Raw genomic sequence first — 18,943 nt, forward strand, 5'->3', positions numbered from 1 at the left:
CCATCCACAACCAACACGACAACATATGCCAGACATCGAAATCCAGAACCTGACGAAGGTGTACGAGGAATCGGGCAACGAGATCGTCGCAGTAGACGACGTGGACCTGACGATCCGCGACGGCGAGTTCGTGACACTGGTGGGGCCGTCGGGCTGTGGCAAGACCACGACGCTCCGCTGTGTCGCCGGCCTGAACAAACCCACGAGCGGCACGGTCAGGTTCGGCGACCGCGACGTGACGGACAAGCCGGTCCAGGAGCGCAACATCGCGTTGCTCTTCCAGGATATCGCGCTGTACCCCCACATGAGCGTCAAGGAGAACATCGCCTACGGTCTCAAGATCGCCGGCTTCTCGCGCGACGAGCGCATGGCTCGCGTCGAGGAGGCCGCCGAGCTGCTCCAGATCACCGACCAGCTCGAGAAGATGCCCGCGGACCTCTCCGGCGGCCAGCAACAGCGCGTCGCGCTCGGCCGATCGCTCGTGCGCGACCCGGAAGTCTTCTTGTTCGACGAACCCATGTCGGACCTAGACGCCAAGCTCAAAGCCGAGTTACGCCCGGTCATCGAGAAGGTGACCGACGAGATCGGCTGCCCGACGCTGTACGTCACCCACGACCAGGAGGAGGCGATGACGATGTCCGATCGGGTCGCGGTCATCAACGACGGCGAGCTCGAGCAGGTCGCTCCGCCGAAGGAGATTTACGACGAACCGAACTCGCAGTTCGTCAGCCAGTTCATCGGCCAGCCGTCGACGCAGTTCTTCGAGGGGAACGTCAGGTCGGTCAACGGGACCACCGAACTGATGGTCGGCAGCTACGACTACGAATTCGTACGCGAAGGGCTCGAGGGATGGGAGGGCGACGACGTTCGCGTCGGCCTCCGGCCGCAGTACATCCGCGTCAGCGACGATCCCGCGGACGGTATCCCGGCGACGCACCTGCTGGACGAGCCCCTGGGCGATGCGACGCACAGCTTCTTCGACACGGAGTTCGGTGAAGTCGTCGTCGTCACCGACCCGGACTTCGAGGGCAAGGGGAAAGAGTACGGGCTCGTCTTCCGGGACGAGTACATCCAACTGTTCGACGCCGGCTCCGGCGTTCGGATCGCCTAAGTAGCGAGCAGGTGGTCAGCCTTCTCGGTCTCTATCCGTCCGAGCGGCCGCACTCGTGTCCGTGTCAGCCGTGATCGCCGCGTCCCGATCGGTCGGTGTCGTCGACCGAACGACGACCGTTCCGGCCGCGCGGTCGCCGAGTCGCCGGCCGTCGGTCGCGAGTGCCGTCACGAAGCCGACCACGACCGGTGGGACTCCCAGGAGGTCGACGTACAGCAAGAGGTTCCGCACGGCGCTCGCGCGGTAGGTACACGCGCTGCCGTCGGCCATGACCACCAGCAGGCCACGATTGACCTTCCCCGGCGTCCGGCCGTAGCGCCACTCGAGGACGAACGAGTAACTGGCGTAGATCGGCACGAGCACGAGCAGGGAGAGCGGGACGATGTACCCTCCCAGCGCCTCGTATGCGTCGGTGAACACCACGCTCGCGATGTAGAGCGCCGGCGCTTCGATCAGTACGAAGCAGCTGAACAGGTCGATCGCTGCCGCAGCGCCACGGGCGAGTACCACGTCGAAGTCGTCTGCGGTCTCCAGTACCGGCGCTGGTTGTCGCCGCGTCGGAAAGAACCCGTCGAGCGTCCAGTCTATCACGGTGCCATCGCCCCGCCGTTCATGGCGGAGTCATTCGGCAGCGCGTACAAAATACCTGCCCCTCCCTGTCCCTCCACCGCCGTCGCTGGCGGTCGGCCACGATCACTCCATGCTGACGTCCGTACGGAGCGTCGCGATGAAGTAAATCAACAGAAGAATGGTGATTCCGGCGAACACCTGGGCGTCGATCGACAGGTAGCCATCCACGCGGACCAGGAGGACGCTGGCCATCGCCAGCACGACGATGGAGCCGACGGTTCGCCACCGTTCGATCGTTTTCTCGACGGTTATCTCCATCGTGGACTTCTCCACCGCGTCCGACGCCTTGCGGATGTTCTCCAGACTCCCCTCTTCCGAGGCGCTCCGCGTCGTGTCACTACTCATGTGTGACATTCGTTGCCATCCGCCCATATATAGCTATGGGTGCCGGGAAGACCGGCTCTCCCGTCGGGCAGCGGCGTCGCAGATCGACGCGACCGCCGAGACGAAGCGGGGCGTTACTCGAGCAGCACGGCTCGGCGGACGGCCGAACGAGGGGGATCGGCCGGTTCGCGGTCGACGTTACTCGTCGAGCGCGTCGATACGCAGGTCCTCGTCGAACTCGAGCGTGTTCTCGATTTCGGTCTCGTCGACGTCGTCGAAGGCCCAGCGGGCGATCGAGCGGCGGTGGACCTCGTCGGCCCCGTCGACGATGCGGAACGCGCGGACGTTCTCGTAGAAGTGTGCGATCGGCAGGTCCTTGCCGATCCCGTTGCCCCCACAGCACTGCAGGGCGAGGTCGATGGTCTCGTTGGTGACGTTCGCCGTGAACATCTTCGACATCGCGACCTCGATACGGGCGTCGCTGCGGTCGAGTTCGCGTGCGGCGTGACGGATCATCGTTCGCGCGGCGTGCAGTTGCGTCTCGGCGTCGGCGATGCGGTGGCGCAGCGCCTGTTTCTCCTCGAGTTTGGTGCCGAAGGCCTCGCGCTCCTGCAGATAGGCCTTCGCGATGTCGAGCGAGCGTTCGGCCATCCCGGAGTAGCGCATGCAGTGGGTGAGTCGGCCGCCGCCGAGTCGCAGTTGGGCGATGCGGAACCCGTCACCTTCCTCGCCGACCGTGTTCTCGATGGGAACGCGAACGTTGTTAAACTTCACTTCGGCGTGGCCGCCCTCGCGCTCGGTGATGTGGTCGCCCAGATGGGGGATGTTCCGCTGGACTTCGACGCCGTCGGCGTCACGCGGGACGAGGATGATCGAGGTGCCCTCGTAGGGGTGGACGTCCAGATCGGTCCGGACCATCGCCAGGTAGAAGTCGGCACCCAGCCCGTCGGAGGTCCACCACTTGTGGCCGTTGACGACCCACTCGTCGCCGTCCTTGACGGCGGTGCTCTGTAGCATCTTCGGGTCCGAGCCGGCACCGACCTTGGGCTCGGTCATCGCGAACGCCGAGGAGATTTCGCCCTGCACGAGCGGGCGGAGGTACTCCTCTTTCTGTTCCTCGGTGCCGACCATCTCGAGGGTGTGCATGTTCCCCTCCTGGGGCGCGTTCGCGCGGATCGCCAGCGCGCCGATCAGCGAGCGGCCGACCTGTTCGAACGAGGGCAGCATGTCGCTGAAGTCGAGTCCCTGGCCGCCGTACTCCTCGGGGACCTGGGGCGCGAACAGGTCGCGCTCCTTGGCCATGTCCCACATCTCGTGGATCTCGTCCACCGTAATCTCCTCGCCCGTGGCCAGCGCCTCGCGCTCGCGCGGAATGACGACCTCGTCCATAAAGTCCTCTACGCGGCCCGCAACCTCCTTTGCTTTCTCGGAGTCGTGGTACTCCATATCACTCACAATTGTATACAGCATTGTAAAGCTATAGGTAAGGAATCGCATAAATTGGCAACCGGCGGAGAAACGGCCGGCTTCCCGTCCCGACGCTGTCCGTCGCGTCTCGCAGCCGCCGACTCAGACCCGCTCGAGGATCGTCGCGACGCCCTGACCGAAGCCGATGCACATGGTCGACAGCGCGGTGTCCTGTCCGGTACGCTCGAGTTCGTGGACCAGTTTCGTCAGCAACATCGCGCCGGTCGCGCCCAGCGGGTGGCCGTGGGCGATCGCGCCGCCGTTGACGTTGACGTCCTCCCACGACGCGCCGGTCTCCTCGAGCCAGGCGGCGACGACCGATGCGAACGCCTCGTTGACCTCGAACAGGTCGACGTCGCCGACGGCCATGTCGGCCTTCTCGAGGACGCCCGCGGTTGCTGGGATCGGCCCCTTCAACATCGTGACGGGGTCGACGCCGACGACTTCGGTCTGGACGATGCGGGCCATCGGCTCCCAGCCGTGTTCCGCGGCCGCTTCCTCGCTCGTTATGAGGAGCGCACAGGAGCCGTCGACGATCCCCGAGGAGTTCCCGGGATGGTGGAAGCCCTCGCCTTCCTCGCGGAACGACAGCGGCAGTTCGGAGAGCGTCTCTACGTCGGTGCCGGGGCGGGGATGTTCGTCCTGTTCGACGACGACCTCCTCGCCGTCGAGCTCGGTTTCGACTGGAGCGATCTGGTCGTCGTAGCGGCCCTCGTCCCAGGCCTCCTTCCAGCGGCGCTGCGAGTCGGCGGCGATCTCGTCGAGTTCCGTTCGCGAGAGGTCGTACTCCTCGGCGATGCGCTCCGCACCCTCGCCCTGGGTGGTCAACTCGTCGAAGTGCTCGAAGTAGGTGTCGGTCGGTTTGTCGCCGTCCGACCCCATCGGCACGCGGGTCATGTGCTCGACGCCGCCCGCGATCAGGACGTCGTGCTGGCCAGCCATGACGTTCGCGGCCGCGAAGTTGGCCGCCTGCTGGCCCGAGCCGCACATGCGGTTGAGCTGTACTCCTGGAACGACGTCGCCCCAGCCCGCGACCATCGGTGCGAGCCGGCCGACGTTGAGTCCCTGTTCGTCTACGGGCGTGACGCAGCCGTAGATGACGTCTTCGATCGTCTCCGGTTCGAACCCGTTGCGCTCGCGCAGCGCCTCGAGCGGTTCGGCGGCCAGATCCTGCGGATGCGTGTCCCTGAACGAGCCGTCGCGTTTCCCGAACGGCGTCCGGACGGCATCGACGATGACTGCGGAGTTCATGATGTGTCATTGAGTAGTCCCCAATCCATCATAGAAGTTGTGCATATATTCGTGATCGTCGCTGCTGGAGTCTTTCCGCCGTGATTGGGGCCACTGCCGCCCGTGGAGTCTGGTACCGCCCCACAATAATTAAGTCAAATACTGTAGTATTCGCTCGAGAGATGGATCTCGGAATCCAGGACAGGACCGCCGTGGTCACTGGCGGTGCCGGACGTATCGGAAGCGCCGACTGTCGGCTCCTCGCGAACGAAGGTGCGGACGTCGTCGTCCTCGACGTCGACGTGGACGGCGCGACGACGGTCGCCGAGGAGATCGACGAGACCGCCGACGCCGGCGAGGCGATGGCCCTCGAGTGCGACCTCACGGACCGGACGGACGTCGCCGATTCGATGGCCGAGGTCCGCGAGACCTTCGGCGGCGTCGACGTTCTCGTCAACAACGCTGCGATGGTCGACGCCCGCTCGCGCGTCGGCGACTACGACGACGACGTCTGGGACCGCGACGTCGAGATCAATCTGACGGGAACGTACAACATCAGCACGGAGCTGTTCCCGCGGATGTGCGAGCGCGGCTGGGGCCGGATCGTCAACATGTCCTCGATGGCCGGCTGGTACGGCGGCTTCGGCCAGTTCTCCTACTCGGCGACGAAGGCCGCCATGATCGGCGTCGGCCGGACGATGGCCCTCGAGGGCGCGCAGTCCGGGGTCACGTCGAACGTCATCGCCCCGAACATCGTCGTCGGGGCGTGGGCCGACATGAGCCCCGACGAGCTCCGGGAGAACGTCGACGAGTACTACGCGCGGATCGCCGATGCGACCCCCATGCGCCACCTCGGGACGGAGGAGGACGTCGCCAACATGGTCGCGTATCTCTGCTCCGATCAGGCGTCGTACGTCACCGGACAGGTGATCGGCGTCACCGGCGGGATCGACCTGTTCAGTTTCTAATCGGGGCCGCGAAGCCCCTTCCGGCTCCGCGGGCCGGTCACTCGGGATACTCGTCGTGCCACGGTCGCCGGCGCTCGACGGCGGCGCTGGCGGCGAGAACGTCGTCGTCGGCGTGTCGCCGCCCTGCGATCTGCATCCCGACGGGGAGCCCGTCGACGGAGCCGGCCGGAACCGAGGCCGCCGGATGGCCGGTGAGGTTGTACGGCTGTGTGAGCACCCAGCCGCGCAACGGTTCGATTTCGACGCCGTCTATCGCCTCGGGTTCCTCGCCGTGTGGGAACGGCGTCGTCCCGACGGTCGCCGTGACGAGGAGGTCGTACTCCGCGAAGAGATCCTGCAGCCCGTCGAAGACGTCCGTCCGAACGACGTCCGCGCGCTTGTACTCCCGCGTCGTCGGTTCGTCGGCCTCGAGAACGAGGTCGACGAGGTACGGCCGCAGGCGGTCGCGGTCCGCCCCTCGCGGATCGAATCCCTCCGCCTCCAAGTTGTCCAGCAGCGACTGCCACCGAACCGTCGCCATCGTGTAGTAGGCGTCCAGTATCGCCTCGTCGTCGTGGCCCAGGTCGGGATCGACCGCGTCGACGGTCGCGCCCGCGCGCTCGAGCGCCGAGACGGCGTCCTCGAGCACGTCGCGGACGTCGGGATCGACGGGGTAGGTTCCCATGTCCGGGCTGTAGGCGATTTGCAGTTCGTCGACGGGCCGGTCGACCGCGTCGCGGTACGCGTTCCGTTTCGGGACCGAGAAGGGATCGCGCGGGTGAATCCCCGCCATCACGTCCAGCGAGAGGGCCGCGTCTTCGACCGTCCGGGCCATCGGCCCCGTGGTAGCGAACGGCGTGTGGCTCGCGAACCCGTTCGGCCGGCTGACGTTCGGGATCACGCCCTGGGTGGGCTTCAGCCCGTACACGCCGCAGAAACTCGCCGGGACGCGGATCGAGCCGCCGGCGTCCGACCCCGGCGCGAGCGGGACCAACCTGTCGGCCAGCGCCGCGCCGGCCCCGCCGGACGAGCCGCCGGCCACGCGGTCCGGATCGAACGGCGTCCCCGTCGGCCCGGCGACGCGGTTGTCGGTCGTCGTGCCGAGCCCGAACTCCGGCGTGTTCGTCTTCCCGACGACGACCGCACCCGCGGCCTTCAGCCGGGCGACGAACGGTGAATCGGAGTCGGCGACGCGGTCCTCGAAGAGCAACGAGCCAGCGGTCGTTCGGACGCCCTCGACGTCGTCGAGGTCCTTGACGGCGACGGGGACGCCGTGAAGCGGCCCGAGCGGCTCGCCGTCAGCGATCGCACGCTCGGCCTCCGCGGCCGTCTCGCGGGCCAGCTCGTCCGTGACGGTGACGAACGCGTTCGTCCGATCGTTCCGTTCGCGGATGCGCTCGAGGACGGACTCGACGACCGCCGTCGGGGAGCGCTCGCGGTCCCGGATCGCTCGCGCGAGTCCGGCGGCAGTCAGCGTCGTGGGTGACGAGACCATGATGGCTCAGTCCGTGACCCCCATCGACTTCGCGATCGTGTTGAGCTGGATCTCGTCGGTCCCTTCGACGATCCGGAGAATCCGCGCCTGATGGACGATATCCATGTACGGGTTCTCCTCGGCCAGCCCGTTGGCCCCGTGGACCTGAACCGCGGCGTCGGCGACCTCCCAGAGGACGGTCGTCGCGAACCACTTCAGCACCGACGAGTCCATCACCGTCCGCTCGTCCTGTGCCATCTTCCAGGCGAGCTTGAGCCCCGCCGCATCGGCGGCGTAGGTCTTCGCTCGCCCCTTCGCGAGCTTGGCGGAGACCTGCTGGAAGTTCCCAATCGGTCTCCCGAAGGCCTCGCGCTCGGTGACGTAGTCGGTCGCGTCCTCGAGCAGGTACTCCGCGTAGCCGACGGCTTCGGCGCCCAGCTCGAGCCGCCCCAGCGAGAGGAACTCCATCGCGGCGTAGAACGCCTCGTCGACCTCGCCGAGGACGCGATCCTCGGGGAGTCGCACGTCGTCCAGGATAATCTCGGCCTGGGAGCCTTCGGCACCGACGGCGTTGTTGTACGACCCCAGTTCGTACTCGTCGCGTTCGACGATGAAACACGTAATGCCGCCGTAGCGGCCGGCCTCCTCCTGGGGCGTCGTTCGGGCGAACAGCTGGACGAAGTCCGCGTAGGGCGCGTTCGTGATCCACTGCTTGCGCCCGTCGAGAATCCACTCGTCACCGTCTCGCTCGGCCGTGGTCTCCATATTGGGCGAGTCCGACCCGTACCCCGGCTCGGTCTGGCCGAACGCCGTCGACTTCTCCGCGCGAACGGTCGGCTCGAGGTAGCGCTCGACCTGCTCGCCGTCGGCCTGCAACAGGAGCGGCTTCGGCCCCTCCGGCCCGGCGAGGGCGTACCGCTCGAGCCCGCCGCCGTGGGACGCGAGGTGTTTCTTCGCCCGGTACCAGGTGACCGGCGAGAGCCCCTCGCCGCCCGCCGATTCGGGCAGGTTCATCGCGTAGAAGCCGGCCTCCGCCGATCGACGGCGGATCTCCTCCCGGGCCTCGAGCAGCTCGTCGGTCCAGCGCCCGTCCTCGTGGTGTCCCTTCCTGGGATTGGTGTAGACGTCTCCCAGCTCCTCGACGATCGGCTCGACCTCGCGCTCGACGAAGTCGTCCAGACTGTCGAGGATCAGTTCGGTCTCCTCGTCGGTGTCGAAACTCACGCCGCCTGTAGTGGATACATCCATGGATATCTCGTCGGAATCGCGTTCGATTTCGCGTCGGTACCGCTCACTGCTGGGGGGCCGGCTCGTCGTCTTCGGCTTCGAGGACCACGTCGAACCGGTCGCGAAGCGTTTTCTTGTCGAACTTCCCGGTCGACGTCTTGGGAATCTCGTCGATGAACTCGTACTCGTCCGGCAGCCACCACGACGGGAACGTCTCCGCGAGGTGGGACTCGAGATCGTCGTCGGCGAGTTCCGTCCCCGACCGCGGAACGACGACGGCCATGGGTCGTTCCTGCCAGCGCTCGTGCTCGACCGCGACGACGGTCGCCTCGCTGACGCCCTCGTGGGCCATGAGTTCGTTCTCGAGTTGGACCGACGAGATCCACTCGCCGCCGGACTTGATCACGTCCTTGTCGCGATCGACGACGTCGATGTACCCCAGCTCGTCCCGCGTGGCGATGTCACCGGTCCGCAGGAAACCGTCGTCGGTGAACGCCCGCTCGTTCTCGTCCGGCCGATCGTGATAGTGGTCGGTCACCCAGGGACTGCGGACCTGCAGTTCGCCCATCGTCTCGCCGTCGGCGGGCACCTCCTCGCCGTCGTCGCCGACCACGCGGGTCTGCATCCCCGGCACCGGGAGGCCCGCTTTCGCGCGGTACTCGTACTGCTCGTCGCTCGGCAGTGCCGCGGTCTCCTTGCGGAGCGTGCTGAGGGTCCCCAGCGGCGAGGTTTCGGTCATCCCCCAGCCCTGGAGGATCGGCGCGTCGTACTCCTCGTCGTACCGCCGGATGAGGGATTCGGGCGGCGCGCTCCCGCCGACCGTCAGCCGGTCGATGTTCGAGATGTCGACCTCGGGATTCTCGTCCAAGAACTCGGCCATCTCGAGCCAGATCGTTGGCACCGCCGCCGAGAACGTCACGTCCTCCTCGTCGATCAGGTGGGCGATCGACTCGGGATCGGTGTGGACGGAGGGGAAGACCTGTTTCGCGCCGACGAACGTCGCGCCGTAGGGAATCCCCCAGCCGTTGGCGTGGAACATCGGGACGACCGGCAGGACGGTATCGCGCTCGCCGATCGCGTTCGCGTCGACGTGGCCGCCCATGACGCTGTGCAGGTACATCGCGCGGTGCGTGTAGGGAACGCCCTTGGGCAGCCCCGTCGTCCCCGAGGTGTGGCACATGCCGTACTCCGCGTCCTCGTCGATGTCGGGCCAGTCGTACTCGGCGGGCTGGCCGGCGAGCAGCGACTCGTAGTCGGTCACCGGCTCGAGGCTCGTCTCGGGCACGTCGTCGTCGAGGACGACGTACTGCTCGACCGTCTCGAGTTCGTCGGCGGTGGCTTCGACCGTCTCGATGAGTCCCGGATCGACGAAGAGCACTCGATCCTCGGCGTCGTCGATCGTGTGGACGAAGTGGTGATCGGGCAGCCGCATGTTGCACATGTGAATCGATCGCCCGGAGCAGGCCGGCCCGAAGTACAGTTCGAAGTGCCGGTAGTGGTTCGTCGCGACGACGCCGACCCGATCCCCCTGCTCGAGTCCGAGGTCGTCGAGCGCGTGCGCGAGCCGGTTGATCCGCTCGCCGGCGTCGGCGTACGTGTAGCGGTGCGTGCTCCCGTCGGGCAGCTTCGTGACCAGTTCCCGGTCGGGGAAGAGGTCGATCGCCCGGTCGAGGAGCTTGTCAAGTGTTAACTGGACACCCATCATGGTCGTCTACAGTGATTATGTCCAGGGACATATCATTTTGGACGGCGTCCCATCCGGAACTCACTCGCGGCGATCACGACCCGCCTCGTTCACGTGCTCGACGCGGTGTTCGGGCCGGTCGTCGTCGCGATCACTTTTCCGTTTCGACGGCAAAATCCTGTCAACGTAGCCGAAGATCACGGGTTCGGTCGTGGTGCAGTGGGGCGTGGGACACGGTGCTGTCGCCGCCCGGTACGAGCCGGGGGTGGGGCGGGGAACACGTCCGCGTCGGCGACGAGGCGCTGCGTCGCCGGGCCGACGACTCACAGGATCGCGCCGTTCTCTCGAAGCTCGTCCCGGTCGGCCTCGTCGTACCCCGCCGCGGCGAGCAGTTCGTCGGTGTGCTCCCCGTGGTCCGGGACCGATTCGTCGTGACTCTCGGGCACGCTCGACCCCGCGGCCGGGAAGCCGATCCGGGGCGGCGCATCCTCGGGTCGCTCGACCAACCCGCGGGCCTCGAGCTGGGGGTGTTCGACGGCCTCGGCCGGGGTACACACCGGCCCGACCATCGTCTCGTCGGAAAGCGCCTCGAGCCACGCGTCCCGCGACCGGTTCGCGAACAGCGCCTCGAGTTCCTCGCGGACGGCCGCCAGCTCGGCGGGGTCGTCGGTTCCGTGCAGATCCGCGAGGTCCTCGCGACCGACCGCCTCGCAGAACGCCGCCCAGAACTTCGGCTCGAGCGCGGCGAGGGTCACGTATCGGTCGTCGTCGGTCTCGTACACGTCGTACCAGGGGTACTTGCCGGTGAGCGCCGTTTCGCCGGGCCGGGGATCGCCACCCGTGAGCGCCTCGTGAGCGACGGCCTGCGAGAAGGAAGCGACCACGTCGGTCATGGCCACGTCGATGTACTCGCCGCCGTTGCCGAGCTCGCGCGAGAGAAGTCCGCCGACGATCGAAAAGGCCGCGAACAGTCCGCCACCGAGGTCGCCGATCTGGTAGCCCGGGATCTGCGGCGCCATCGACTCGTCCTCGCGAGTCATATCGAGCAACCCGGCGACGCCGACGTAGTTGAGATCGTGACCCGCGCGTTCGGCGTCGGGGCCGGTCTGTCCGTAGCCGGACAGCGAGCAGTACACCAGCTCGTCGTTGTGCGCCGTGAGCGTCTCGTAGTCGATCTCGAGCCGATCGGCGACGCCGGGACGAAACTGCTCGAAGACGACGTCGGCCTCCGCGACCAGTCGGTAGAAGGCGGTCCGCCCCGCCGACGATTTCAGGTCGAGCGCGATACTCCGCTTGCCGCGATTGACGCTGTCGAACAGCGCGCCGACGTCCCGATCGGTCGTCGGCGGCGTGTACCGCGCGTAGTCGCCCGCGTCGGTGTCCTCGACTTTCACCACGTCTGCGCCGGCGTCGGCGAGCAGTTGCGTCGCGTACGGGCCCGGCAGCAGGCGCGACAGATCCAGTACTCGAACGGAGTCGAGCTGCATGGTCCCACGTCCCGGCCCGCTGTGAAAAGCCTACTGTCGCCGTCGCTCGGCAGTGGCGACGCTCGCCGCCGTGTCGCCGGGCGTCAGCCGTCGGCCATCAGTCGTCTCCCTCGAGTTGCACGAGTTCGTCGACGTCCGGGATGTCGGCCGCGGCGTCCGTGATCTGTCGCATCCGATCGGTGTGTTTGTCGACCGCGTAGGCGGCCAGCTTCCCGTCCTCCAGGCCGACGCGCTCCTCGGGGTCGTCGGGCTGGAACCGGTCGTCTTCGGTGATCCCCTGGACGAGCGGGAGGAGTTCGTCGACGGTGTCTTCGATGATCGCGGGGTCGACGCCCTCGGCGATGAGCTTCTTGAGCTGGTTCATCCCGAAGCCGACGTGGCGGCCCTCGTCGCTGCGGATCTTGGTGAATCCCTCGACGAGCCCCGGCAGGTGCGGGAGCTCCTCGAATTCGCCGCCGTACGAGGTCTGCATTCCGTAGTAGCCCGTCTGGGCGAGGATGCCCTCGACCGTGAGGTGGTAATGGCAGTAGGCTCTCGCCCTGTTTTCGAGGGTATCGTCCTCGAGCAGGCGGAACTGCGCCTTCCGGTTGCGGTCGAACAGTTCGACGTAGGGGTCGTTGAACCACCGGTCGTGGCGGGGGTTCGATCGCTCCCAGCCCAGCCGGTCTTCGACCGTCCAGATGACCTCCCGCCAGTAGCGGTCGAAGAAGTCCGCGTGCTTGGCCTCCTCGTACATCTGGGTCGTCAGGAACAGCTGGTCGTCGATGTTATCGAGCACCGCCCCGAGGGGCGCGAGGTCCTCGGTGACCGCGTCCTCGCCCGCGCCGAACTTCGCGATGCCGTTGAGCGTGCCGTACCACGATTCCCGGTCGTACCCCTCCGCCTCGTCGATGTAGGTCAGCAGGTTCTCGACGTCCTGCTCGAGGTCGATCTCGCCGGGATCCCAGTGGCGCTCGACCGCGTTGCGATAGTAGCGGTTCGATCGGGACTCCCGGTCCATCATCTCGGTTGGCGTGTACTCAGTTGCCATATACCAAACATCGGCGAGCCAACTATTAAATGTGCGGTCGTGCGCTCCGCTCGACGGCGGCGGGGTCCGGTTTCGCGATCAGCCGTCGGTCTCGCCGACGTCCCCGTCGACGCGCTCGTGCGCGTCGAGGGTGGTCATCGTTCGGTACGTTTCGACCCGGTCGGTCTTGGCGAGCCGATACCGGTAGTAGACGTACGCGACGGCGAACCAGCCGATGAGAACGATGCCGACGACGGGCCGCTGGAGGAGCGTCACGATCCAGAACGCGCCGGTGACGACCGCGCCGCCGAGTACCGCAGCCAGGAGACCGCGGTATCGTCGGAGTCGAAACGGCGCGGTGGCGTAGTGGTCGGGGAACTCGCGCGGCAGGTTCCAGAGGCCGATCGCACAGAAGAAGTACGCGGTGAGACTGGCCAGCCCGATGAACGCGGAGAGGCCGACGATCTCGTCCGCCAGCGGGACGAGCAAGAACGGGGGGACGCCGAGCACCGCGATCGCGTAGTGTGGCGTGTCGAACCGCGGGTGAATCCGCGACAGCGACGCCGGGAGAATCCCGTCGCGACTCGCGCGCATGAGCGTCCGTGAGAAGACGAGCAGCGTCGTGTTCACCGTCGTGACGACCGCGAAGATCGCGCCGGCGGCGACGACGTACTCGCCCCACCACGGGAGATACCGCGAGGCGGCGAGCGCGAGGTCGGCCTCGTTCCCCAGTTGGGTGTACGGAACGACGCCGACGAGGACGGCGATCAGCGCGACGTAAAACAGCGCCACGATACCGATCCCGAGCCCCAACACGAGCGGGATCGTTCGTCCCGGATCGTCGATCTCTTCGCCGAGTTCGACGAGTAACCCGAAGCCGAGAAACGGGTAGAACAGTGCGACCACGGCGAGGGCGAACGCGCCGTAATCCGGGAAGAACGGCGTGTAATTGGCGGCCTCGACCGCACTCGCACCGGGGAGGATGAACGTCAGAAGGGCGACCACCAGGCCGAGAAAGCAGACGAGCTGTACCTGCGCGACCACCCTGAGCCCGATCAGGTTGACGAGCAGGACGAACCCGAGCAAGACGTAGATGAGCAGCATCGACGGGACGTCGAAGAAGATGCGGGTGTACTCGGCGAACCCGGTCGCCGTGATCAGCAACGACGCCCACGCGACGAGGGGGATGGTGAAGGGAACCAGAAACCCCCAGTAGGGGGCCGTGAGCCGAGAGATGTAGACGTACAGGCCGCCGGCGACTGGCATCGCCGAGCCGAGCAACGCGTTGTACAGGACGACGAAACTCGCCGGAATCGCCGCCAGGACGATCGCGACGACGACCGCCGGCCCCGCACTCCCCGCCAGCGGCCCCGGCAAGACGAATATCGGCACCGAAATCGCGTTCCCGACCAGCAACGCCAGGACGCCGACGATGCCGATACTCGTCGAGAGCGTCTGCGACCCTCCGTCGGCGGTCCCGCTCATTCTCCGGGCGTGCGGTCCGCCCGTCGCCGGCGAATCGCGTAGTCGCGAACCCGGCGTCCGAGGGCGAAGCCGACGACGCCGCCGAGAAGCGGCGTGAGAAAGAGCAGCGCCTCGAGGGTCACGAGCGGGAGTACGATTCCGACGCCGAGTCCGACCACCAGCCCCCCCTCGGGGTACTGCGCCGCGGCCACTTCGCGCTCGATGTCGTCCATCTCCGCGGGGTCGTCACGGTACTGTCCGATTGCCATGTTATGACTCACCATACAACGGGCGAAATACTTTCGGGTGCGTGACACCTGCTGCGATCGATGGGCCGACCGTAAGTCTCGGCTCCGGTCGGGTTCGACGGCGGAACCGATTGGCGGCCCCGATTACGCCCTTGATAAGAACTAAGTCAGTACCCGTGAAGGGTGCTGGCATGGCACGAAAGAGTGCTGCCGTCGTCGGCGGCGGCATCATGGGCGCCGGTATCGCACAGGTTCTCGCGCGAAACGGCTACGAGGTGGCCGTCCGCGAGATCAACGAGGAACTGGCCGAGGAGGCCCGCGAGCGTCTCGTCTCGGGCAACTACGGGCTCGACGACGCCGTCGAGGGCGGCTATCTCGGCGCGGACGAGAAAGACGAGGTCCTCGATCGGCTGACGTTCACGACGGACCTCGACGAGGCGACGAACGGCACCGACTTCGTCATCGAGGCGGTTACGGAGGATCTGGCGATCAAAGGGCAGGTCTTCCGCGATCTGGACGCGGTCACGGACGACCAGCCGCTGTACTCGAACACGAGCGGCTTCTCGGTGACGTCGATCGCGAACGGCGTCTCCGACCCCTCCCGGGTCGCGGTCACGCACTTCTTCAACCCGGTCCCGGTCATGTCGATGGTCGAAATCGTCCGGGCACCCCAGACCGACGACGCCGTCGTCGAGCGCGCCGAGGAACTCGTCGACGAACTCGGAAAGACCAGCGTCACCATCGACGACGATCCCGGCTCCTACGGCTTCATCGCCAACCGCTGTCACGCGGCGATGCGCGAGGAGGCCCAGAAGATCGTCGACGAGGGCATCGCGACCGAAGAGCAGGTCGACACAGCGCTCGAGGAGGGGTACAACCTCCCCGTCGGGCCGTTCTCGCTGCGCGGGATCGGCGAGGAGTGGGACTGACCGAGCGATTCGTTTCGTCGGTTCGGTCGGGACTGACGGATCGGTCTGCGGTGGCGCGCGCTGTCGATCGACGGCATGCGCCACCGCAGACGAAGGATTCGTCCGAAGTGAGATACCGTTCGACGCTACCGGGCGATTACTTTCCGTCGAACTCGGGCTCGCGGTCCTCCGAGAACGCCGCCGCCCCCTCCGCGTGGTCCTCGGTCTGGAGGAGCCCCTCGAAGAGCTGGCGGTCGTACGCCAGCCCCTCCTCGAGCCCGGTGTGAACGGCCATGTCCGCGGACTTCTTGATCGCCTGGATGGCCAGCGGTGCCTGGCCGGCGAGGTCGGTGACGAACGCGTCGACGTCGTCGTCGAACTCGTCGTCGTCGTAGACGCGGGTGATGATCCCCTCGTCGGCGGCCCGCTCGGCGGAGATGTGGTCGCCGAACATGGCCAGTTCCTTCGCGACCCCGGGGCCGGCCAGTTTCTCGACGTACTGGACGCCGCCGGCACCGGGGAGGATGCCGAGGTTCACCTCCGGGAAGCCGAACGTGCTGCGCTCGCTGGCCAGTCGGAAGTCACACGCCAGCGCGGTCTCGAGACCGCCACCCAGACAGTAGCCGTCGATCTTCGCGACGACCGGGACCGGGAAGTCCCGGATGACGTCGTAGTGGGAGCGCGCCGAGGAGTCGCCCGCCGACTCCGACGAGAAGCCACCGATGTCCGCCCCCGCACAGAAGGCCTTCTCGCCGGCTCCCTCGAGGATCACCGCTCGCAGGGCGACGCCGTCAGCCCCCTCGTTTTCCGCCTCGAGCAGTTCCAGCCCCGCGACGATGTCGTCCCTGAGCTGTCCGCTCAGCGCGTTCAACGCGTCCGGTCGGTTCATCGTGAGCGTGCCGACGCCGCGCTCCTCGTCGAACGCAACCAGGACAGTGTCGAGTGAGTCGTCCATGGACGATGGTCACGGGCAACGATCAAAAAGGTATACTGTTCGACGCCTCAAGCCGCCCGACTCCGGTGCGCTCGAGCGCTCGCGGTACGCGGTTGCCGACCGAGCGACGAGCGGGGGTCGCCACCGAAAGAGCTAACTGAAGATTCACGATAGGGATCTTACTAGGTGAATGTCACATTCGGAACAGTTCGGCGACTACGCACGATATCAGCGGATTAGACACTCGTACCGGGCTTGTGTCGTATCTGGGGGCTCCGTTACGCGGTGTCGCCACGCTGTAGTTGCGGAACGTCTCGAGAGAAGCATAACAGCGCATTCTTGGGTCAGTTTCGCCGAGGAGCCGACCAATTGTGAACTAGAACATATCAGATATGTGTCTGTGAGTATTTATTGAAAAATATCAGAACGGGATCGAGCGGCGGCGGGACTCTCTCGTGGCCGAACCCGCCTCCCGAAACGGGCGTCGTCGACCGGTCAGAACGCTCGAAGCTCCTCGAGCACCGCTTCGGCGCTGCCGTCCGAAATGACCTCGCGGGCCCGCTCGAGTCCGTCCTCGAGATTCTCGACGTCCTGGCGGGCGTACATCCGGAACGCGCCGTTGAGGGCGATCGCGTCGGCGAAGTGGCCCTCGCGGTCGCCCGCCAGGACGGCCTCGGTGATCGCCGCCGAGTCGGCGGTGACGTCGTCGACCTCGAGATCGTCGTTTTCCATCGCCATGCCGTACTCGGCGGTCTCGATCTCGTAGTCCGCGAGCTCCTCTCCTTCGTCCCACTCGGCGACCTTCGTGTAGCCGGGGCGGATGTCGTCGTAGCCCTCCATCCCCTGGAAGAAGATGGCGCGGGAGTAGTCGAGGTGGTCGCTCTCCCCGATCGTGTTCGTCATCTTCTTCGCGAACGCGAGGTGGTAGAACGAGCCGAGGTGAACGTCGGCGTTCGCGGGGTTGGCGATCGTCTCGATCGTATTGACGAACGTCCGGACACCCATCTGGTCGCGTCGGTCGTAGAGGTCCTGAACCCCGGGGTTGAACGCGGGCTGGTAGTAGAAGCCGAAGCCGGTTTCGTCGACCATCTCCGCGCTCGCCACGGGCTCGAGTTCGGTGCGAACGCCGAGTTCGTCGAGGACGTGCTTGTACGCCGTGGCCTTCTGGGTCGGGACGCGGTCGCCGGAGTGGACGACGACGGGCGTTCCGGCGGCGGCGGCGACGATGCCGGCACCGACGCCGAGAACGGCGGAGCTGTGCTTGCCGTCGTAGTTCGCGCCGCAGTCGACCGGGTCGGCCTCGGGCTCGGCGGTCACGACCGACTCCTCGCGCATGACGTCGGTGTAGGCCGCCAGCTCCTCGGGCGTGTTGCGCTTCCAGCGGTTCGCCAGCCAGAACGCGCCGAGCGTCGTCGCGTCGGGTTCGTCGGCGAGAATCCGCTGGAACGCCTCGCGGGCCTGCTCGCGGTTCATGTCGTCCGCGGACTTGGGGCCCGAACCGACGATCTCCGTCATCAGGCGTTTCAACGGCCATTCGCCGAACTCCTGGGATGCCTGCGCCATGTGCGATCGTTCGGACGGACGGCGCAAAAATCCCCCGTTTCCGGTGTCTCGTCGCCGTCGACTGACGAGTTGTCCGGCCGGTCCGGGGTGCGAGTGTCGGAACCCGGATCGGATTCCCAGTGCTCGAGGGGACCCGAAAACGATACGGACCCCTTCTCCCTAGAACGACCAATGAGCTCCCTGTCGGGGAACTGGCGCGAGGCGATCGACGACGTCGACGCGGCGCTGATCGACGGCTATCAGAGCGGCTTCCCGATCGAAGAGCGTCCGTTCCGCCGCCTCGCTGCCGACCTCGGTGTCGACGAATCGGCGGCGGTCGACCGCGTTCGCGCCCTGCGCGAGGCCGGGATCGTCCGCCGGTTCGGCGCCGTCCTCAACCCGCCCGTGATCGGCTCGTCGACGCTCGCCGCGGTGCGAGCACCCGCGGACCGCTTCGACGAGGTCGCCGCGGTCGTCAACGAGTACCGGCAGGTCAACCACAACTACGCCCGCGACCACGAGTGGAACATGTGGTTCGTCGTCACCGCCGCCTCGCGGAAGGCCCGCGACGAAATCCTCGCCGAGATCGAGTCACGAACCGGCTGTGACGTGCTGAACCTGCCGATGCTGACCGACTACTACATCGACCTCGAGTTCCCCGTGGTCAACGGCGACCGCTTCGCGCGCGAGTCGCTCGAGGACCGCACCGACTCCTCCGCGACTCGGATCAGCGAGGCGGCGACGGGGGATCTCTCCGCGCTCGAGGCGGAACTCCTGCTCGAGATTCAGGATGGCTTCCCGCTGTCGGCGACGCCGTACCGTGACATCGCCGCGAACGTGGGATACGCGGTCGAGGACGTGCTCGCGGCGATCGATCGCCTGCAGGCCAGCGGCTGTATCAAGCGCATCGGCTGCGTCATCAACCACGTCGTGACGGGGTTCGACGCCAACTGCATGGTCGTCTGGGACGTGCCCGACGACGAACTCGACGAGCGGGGCGAGCACGCGGGCGGGCTGCCGTACGTGACGCTCTGTTATCATCGGCCTCGCAGACCGGAGCAGGAGTGGTCGTACAACCTGTTCACCATGATTCACGGCCGCGATCCCGAGGCCGTCGACGAGAAGATCGACGAACTCGCCGCCGACTACCTTCCCGTCGACCACGAGCGGCTCTACTCGACCGAGACGCTGAAGCAGACCGGCGCGCGCTACGACGACCTGGTCGGTATCTAGCGCCGGTCGCGCCGATCCGTCGCG

17 protein-coding genes are annotated in these 18,943 nt (G+C 66.7%); 4 read left to right on the plus strand and 13 right to left on the minus strand.

The window, feature by feature from the left end; genetic code table 11:
• The first annotated feature begins 25 nt into the window (after positions 1 to 25).
• A complete protein-coding gene (locus BMX07_RS12480) occupies positions 26 to 1,111 on the plus strand; it encodes an ABC transporter ATP-binding protein (protein ID WP_090618213.1) in 1,086 nt (361 codons plus the stop codon).
• A 15-nt stretch (positions 1,112 to 1,126) separates the two neighbouring features.
• Here the strand turns inward: BMX07_RS12480 and BMX07_RS12485 are convergent, their stop codons facing one another.
• From BMX07_RS12485 to BMX07_RS12500, 4 genes are all read right to left on the minus strand, one after another.
• Entirely contained in the window at positions 1,127 to 1,702 is a 576-nt protein-coding gene (locus tag BMX07_RS12485; RefSeq protein ID WP_090618214.1) for an RDD family protein, read from the minus strand.
• Positions 1,703 to 1,804: 102 nt separating this feature from the next.
• Positions 1,805 to 2,086, minus strand: a complete 282-nt coding sequence (locus tag BMX07_RS12490) for a hypothetical protein (protein WP_090618215.1) — start codon at positions 2,084 to 2,086, stop codon at positions 1,805 to 1,807.
• A 177-nt stretch (positions 2,087 to 2,263) separates the two neighbouring features.
• On the minus strand, positions 2,264 to 3,511 hold the full coding sequence (locus BMX07_RS12495; RefSeq protein ID WP_090618216.1) for an acyl-CoA dehydrogenase family protein: 1,248 nt from the start codon (positions 3,509 to 3,511) through the stop codon (positions 2,264 to 2,266).
• 123 nt (positions 3,512 to 3,634) lie between these two features.
• On the minus strand, positions 3,635 to 4,783 hold the full coding sequence (locus tag BMX07_RS12500; RefSeq protein ID WP_090618217.1) for a thiolase family protein: 1,149 nt from the start codon (positions 4,781 to 4,783) through the stop codon (positions 3,635 to 3,637).
• Positions 4,784 to 4,944: 161 nt separating this feature from the next.
• Here BMX07_RS12500 and BMX07_RS12505 point away from each other — a divergent pair, with 161 nt between their 5' ends.
• Positions 4,945 to 5,730 (plus strand): SDR family NAD(P)-dependent oxidoreductase, encoded by a 786-nt coding sequence (locus BMX07_RS12505; protein WP_090618218.1) that lies wholly within the window; start codon positions 4,945 to 4,947, stop codon positions 5,728 to 5,730.
• Positions 5,731 to 5,767: 37 nt separating this feature from the next.
• On the opposite strand, the gene BMX07_RS12510 is transcribed toward BMX07_RS12505, so the two are convergent.
• The 7 genes from BMX07_RS12510 to BMX07_RS12540 form a co-directional block, all read right to left on the minus strand.
• Positions 5,768 to 7,204, minus strand: a complete 1,437-nt coding sequence (locus BMX07_RS12510; protein ID WP_090618219.1) for an amidase — start codon at positions 7,202 to 7,204, stop codon at positions 5,768 to 5,770.
• Positions 7,205 to 7,210: 6 nt separating this feature from the next.
• Positions 7,211 to 8,431 (minus strand): acyl-CoA dehydrogenase family protein, encoded by a 1,221-nt coding sequence (locus BMX07_RS12515; RefSeq protein ID WP_090618220.1) that lies wholly within the window; start codon positions 8,429 to 8,431, stop codon positions 7,211 to 7,213.
• A 43-nt stretch (positions 8,432 to 8,474) separates the two neighbouring features.
• Positions 8,475 to 10,112, minus strand: a complete 1,638-nt coding sequence (locus BMX07_RS12520; RefSeq protein WP_175480153.1) for a long-chain fatty acid--CoA ligase — start codon at positions 10,110 to 10,112, stop codon at positions 8,475 to 8,477.
• Between the two features lie 305 nt (positions 10,113 to 10,417).
• Positions 10,418 to 11,581, minus strand: a complete 1,164-nt coding sequence (locus BMX07_RS12525) for a CaiB/BaiF CoA transferase family protein (RefSeq protein WP_090618222.1) — start codon at positions 11,579 to 11,581, stop codon at positions 10,418 to 10,420.
• A gap of 97 nt (positions 11,582 to 11,678) precedes the next feature.
• Positions 11,679 to 12,611, minus strand: a complete 933-nt coding sequence (locus tag BMX07_RS12530; protein WP_090618223.1) for a ferritin family protein — start codon at positions 12,609 to 12,611, stop codon at positions 11,679 to 11,681.
• 78 nt (positions 12,612 to 12,689) lie between these two features.
• Positions 12,690 to 14,075 (minus strand): APC family permease, encoded by a 1,386-nt coding sequence (locus tag BMX07_RS12535; protein WP_090618224.1) that lies wholly within the window; start codon positions 14,073 to 14,075, stop codon positions 12,690 to 12,692.
• Complete coding sequence (locus tag BMX07_RS12540) at positions 14,072 to 14,323, minus strand: hypothetical protein (RefSeq protein WP_090618225.1); 252 nt, start codon at positions 14,321 to 14,323, stop codon at positions 14,072 to 14,074. The genes BMX07_RS12535 and BMX07_RS12540 overlap by 4 nt, the downstream gene beginning before the upstream one ends.
• A gap of 170 nt (positions 14,324 to 14,493) precedes the next feature.
• Between BMX07_RS12540 and BMX07_RS12545 the strand changes: the two genes are divergently transcribed.
• Positions 14,494 to 15,231: a 3-hydroxyacyl-CoA dehydrogenase family protein gene (locus BMX07_RS12545; RefSeq protein WP_090618226.1), complete on the plus strand. Its 738-nt coding sequence runs from the start codon at positions 14,494 to 14,496 to the stop codon at positions 15,229 to 15,231.
• Between the two features lie 136 nt (positions 15,232 to 15,367).
• On the opposite strand, the gene BMX07_RS12550 is transcribed toward BMX07_RS12545, so the two are convergent.
• Positions 15,368 to 16,165, minus strand: coding sequence for an enoyl-CoA hydratase/isomerase family protein (locus BMX07_RS12550; protein WP_090618227.1), 798 nt, complete (start codon positions 16,163 to 16,165; stop codon positions 15,368 to 15,370).
• A 474-nt stretch (positions 16,166 to 16,639) separates the two neighbouring features.
• Positions 16,640 to 17,707, minus strand: coding sequence for an anthranilate phosphoribosyltransferase (locus tag BMX07_RS12555; protein ID WP_090618228.1), 1,068 nt, complete (start codon positions 17,705 to 17,707; stop codon positions 16,640 to 16,642).
• Positions 17,708 to 17,878: 171 nt separating this feature from the next.
• Here BMX07_RS12555 and ahbB point away from each other — a divergent pair, with 171 nt between their 5' ends.
• Positions 17,879 to 18,919, plus strand: a complete 1,041-nt coding sequence (ahbB, locus tag BMX07_RS12560) for a siroheme decarboxylase subunit beta (RefSeq protein WP_090618229.1) — start codon at positions 17,879 to 17,881, stop codon at positions 18,917 to 18,919.
• Positions 18,920 to 18,943 lie beyond the last annotated feature (24 nt).

This window comes from Natrinema salaciae (assembly GCF_900110865.1).
Classification (GTDB): domain Archaea; phylum Halobacteriota; class Halobacteria; order Halobacteriales; family Natrialbaceae; genus Natrinema; species Natrinema salaciae.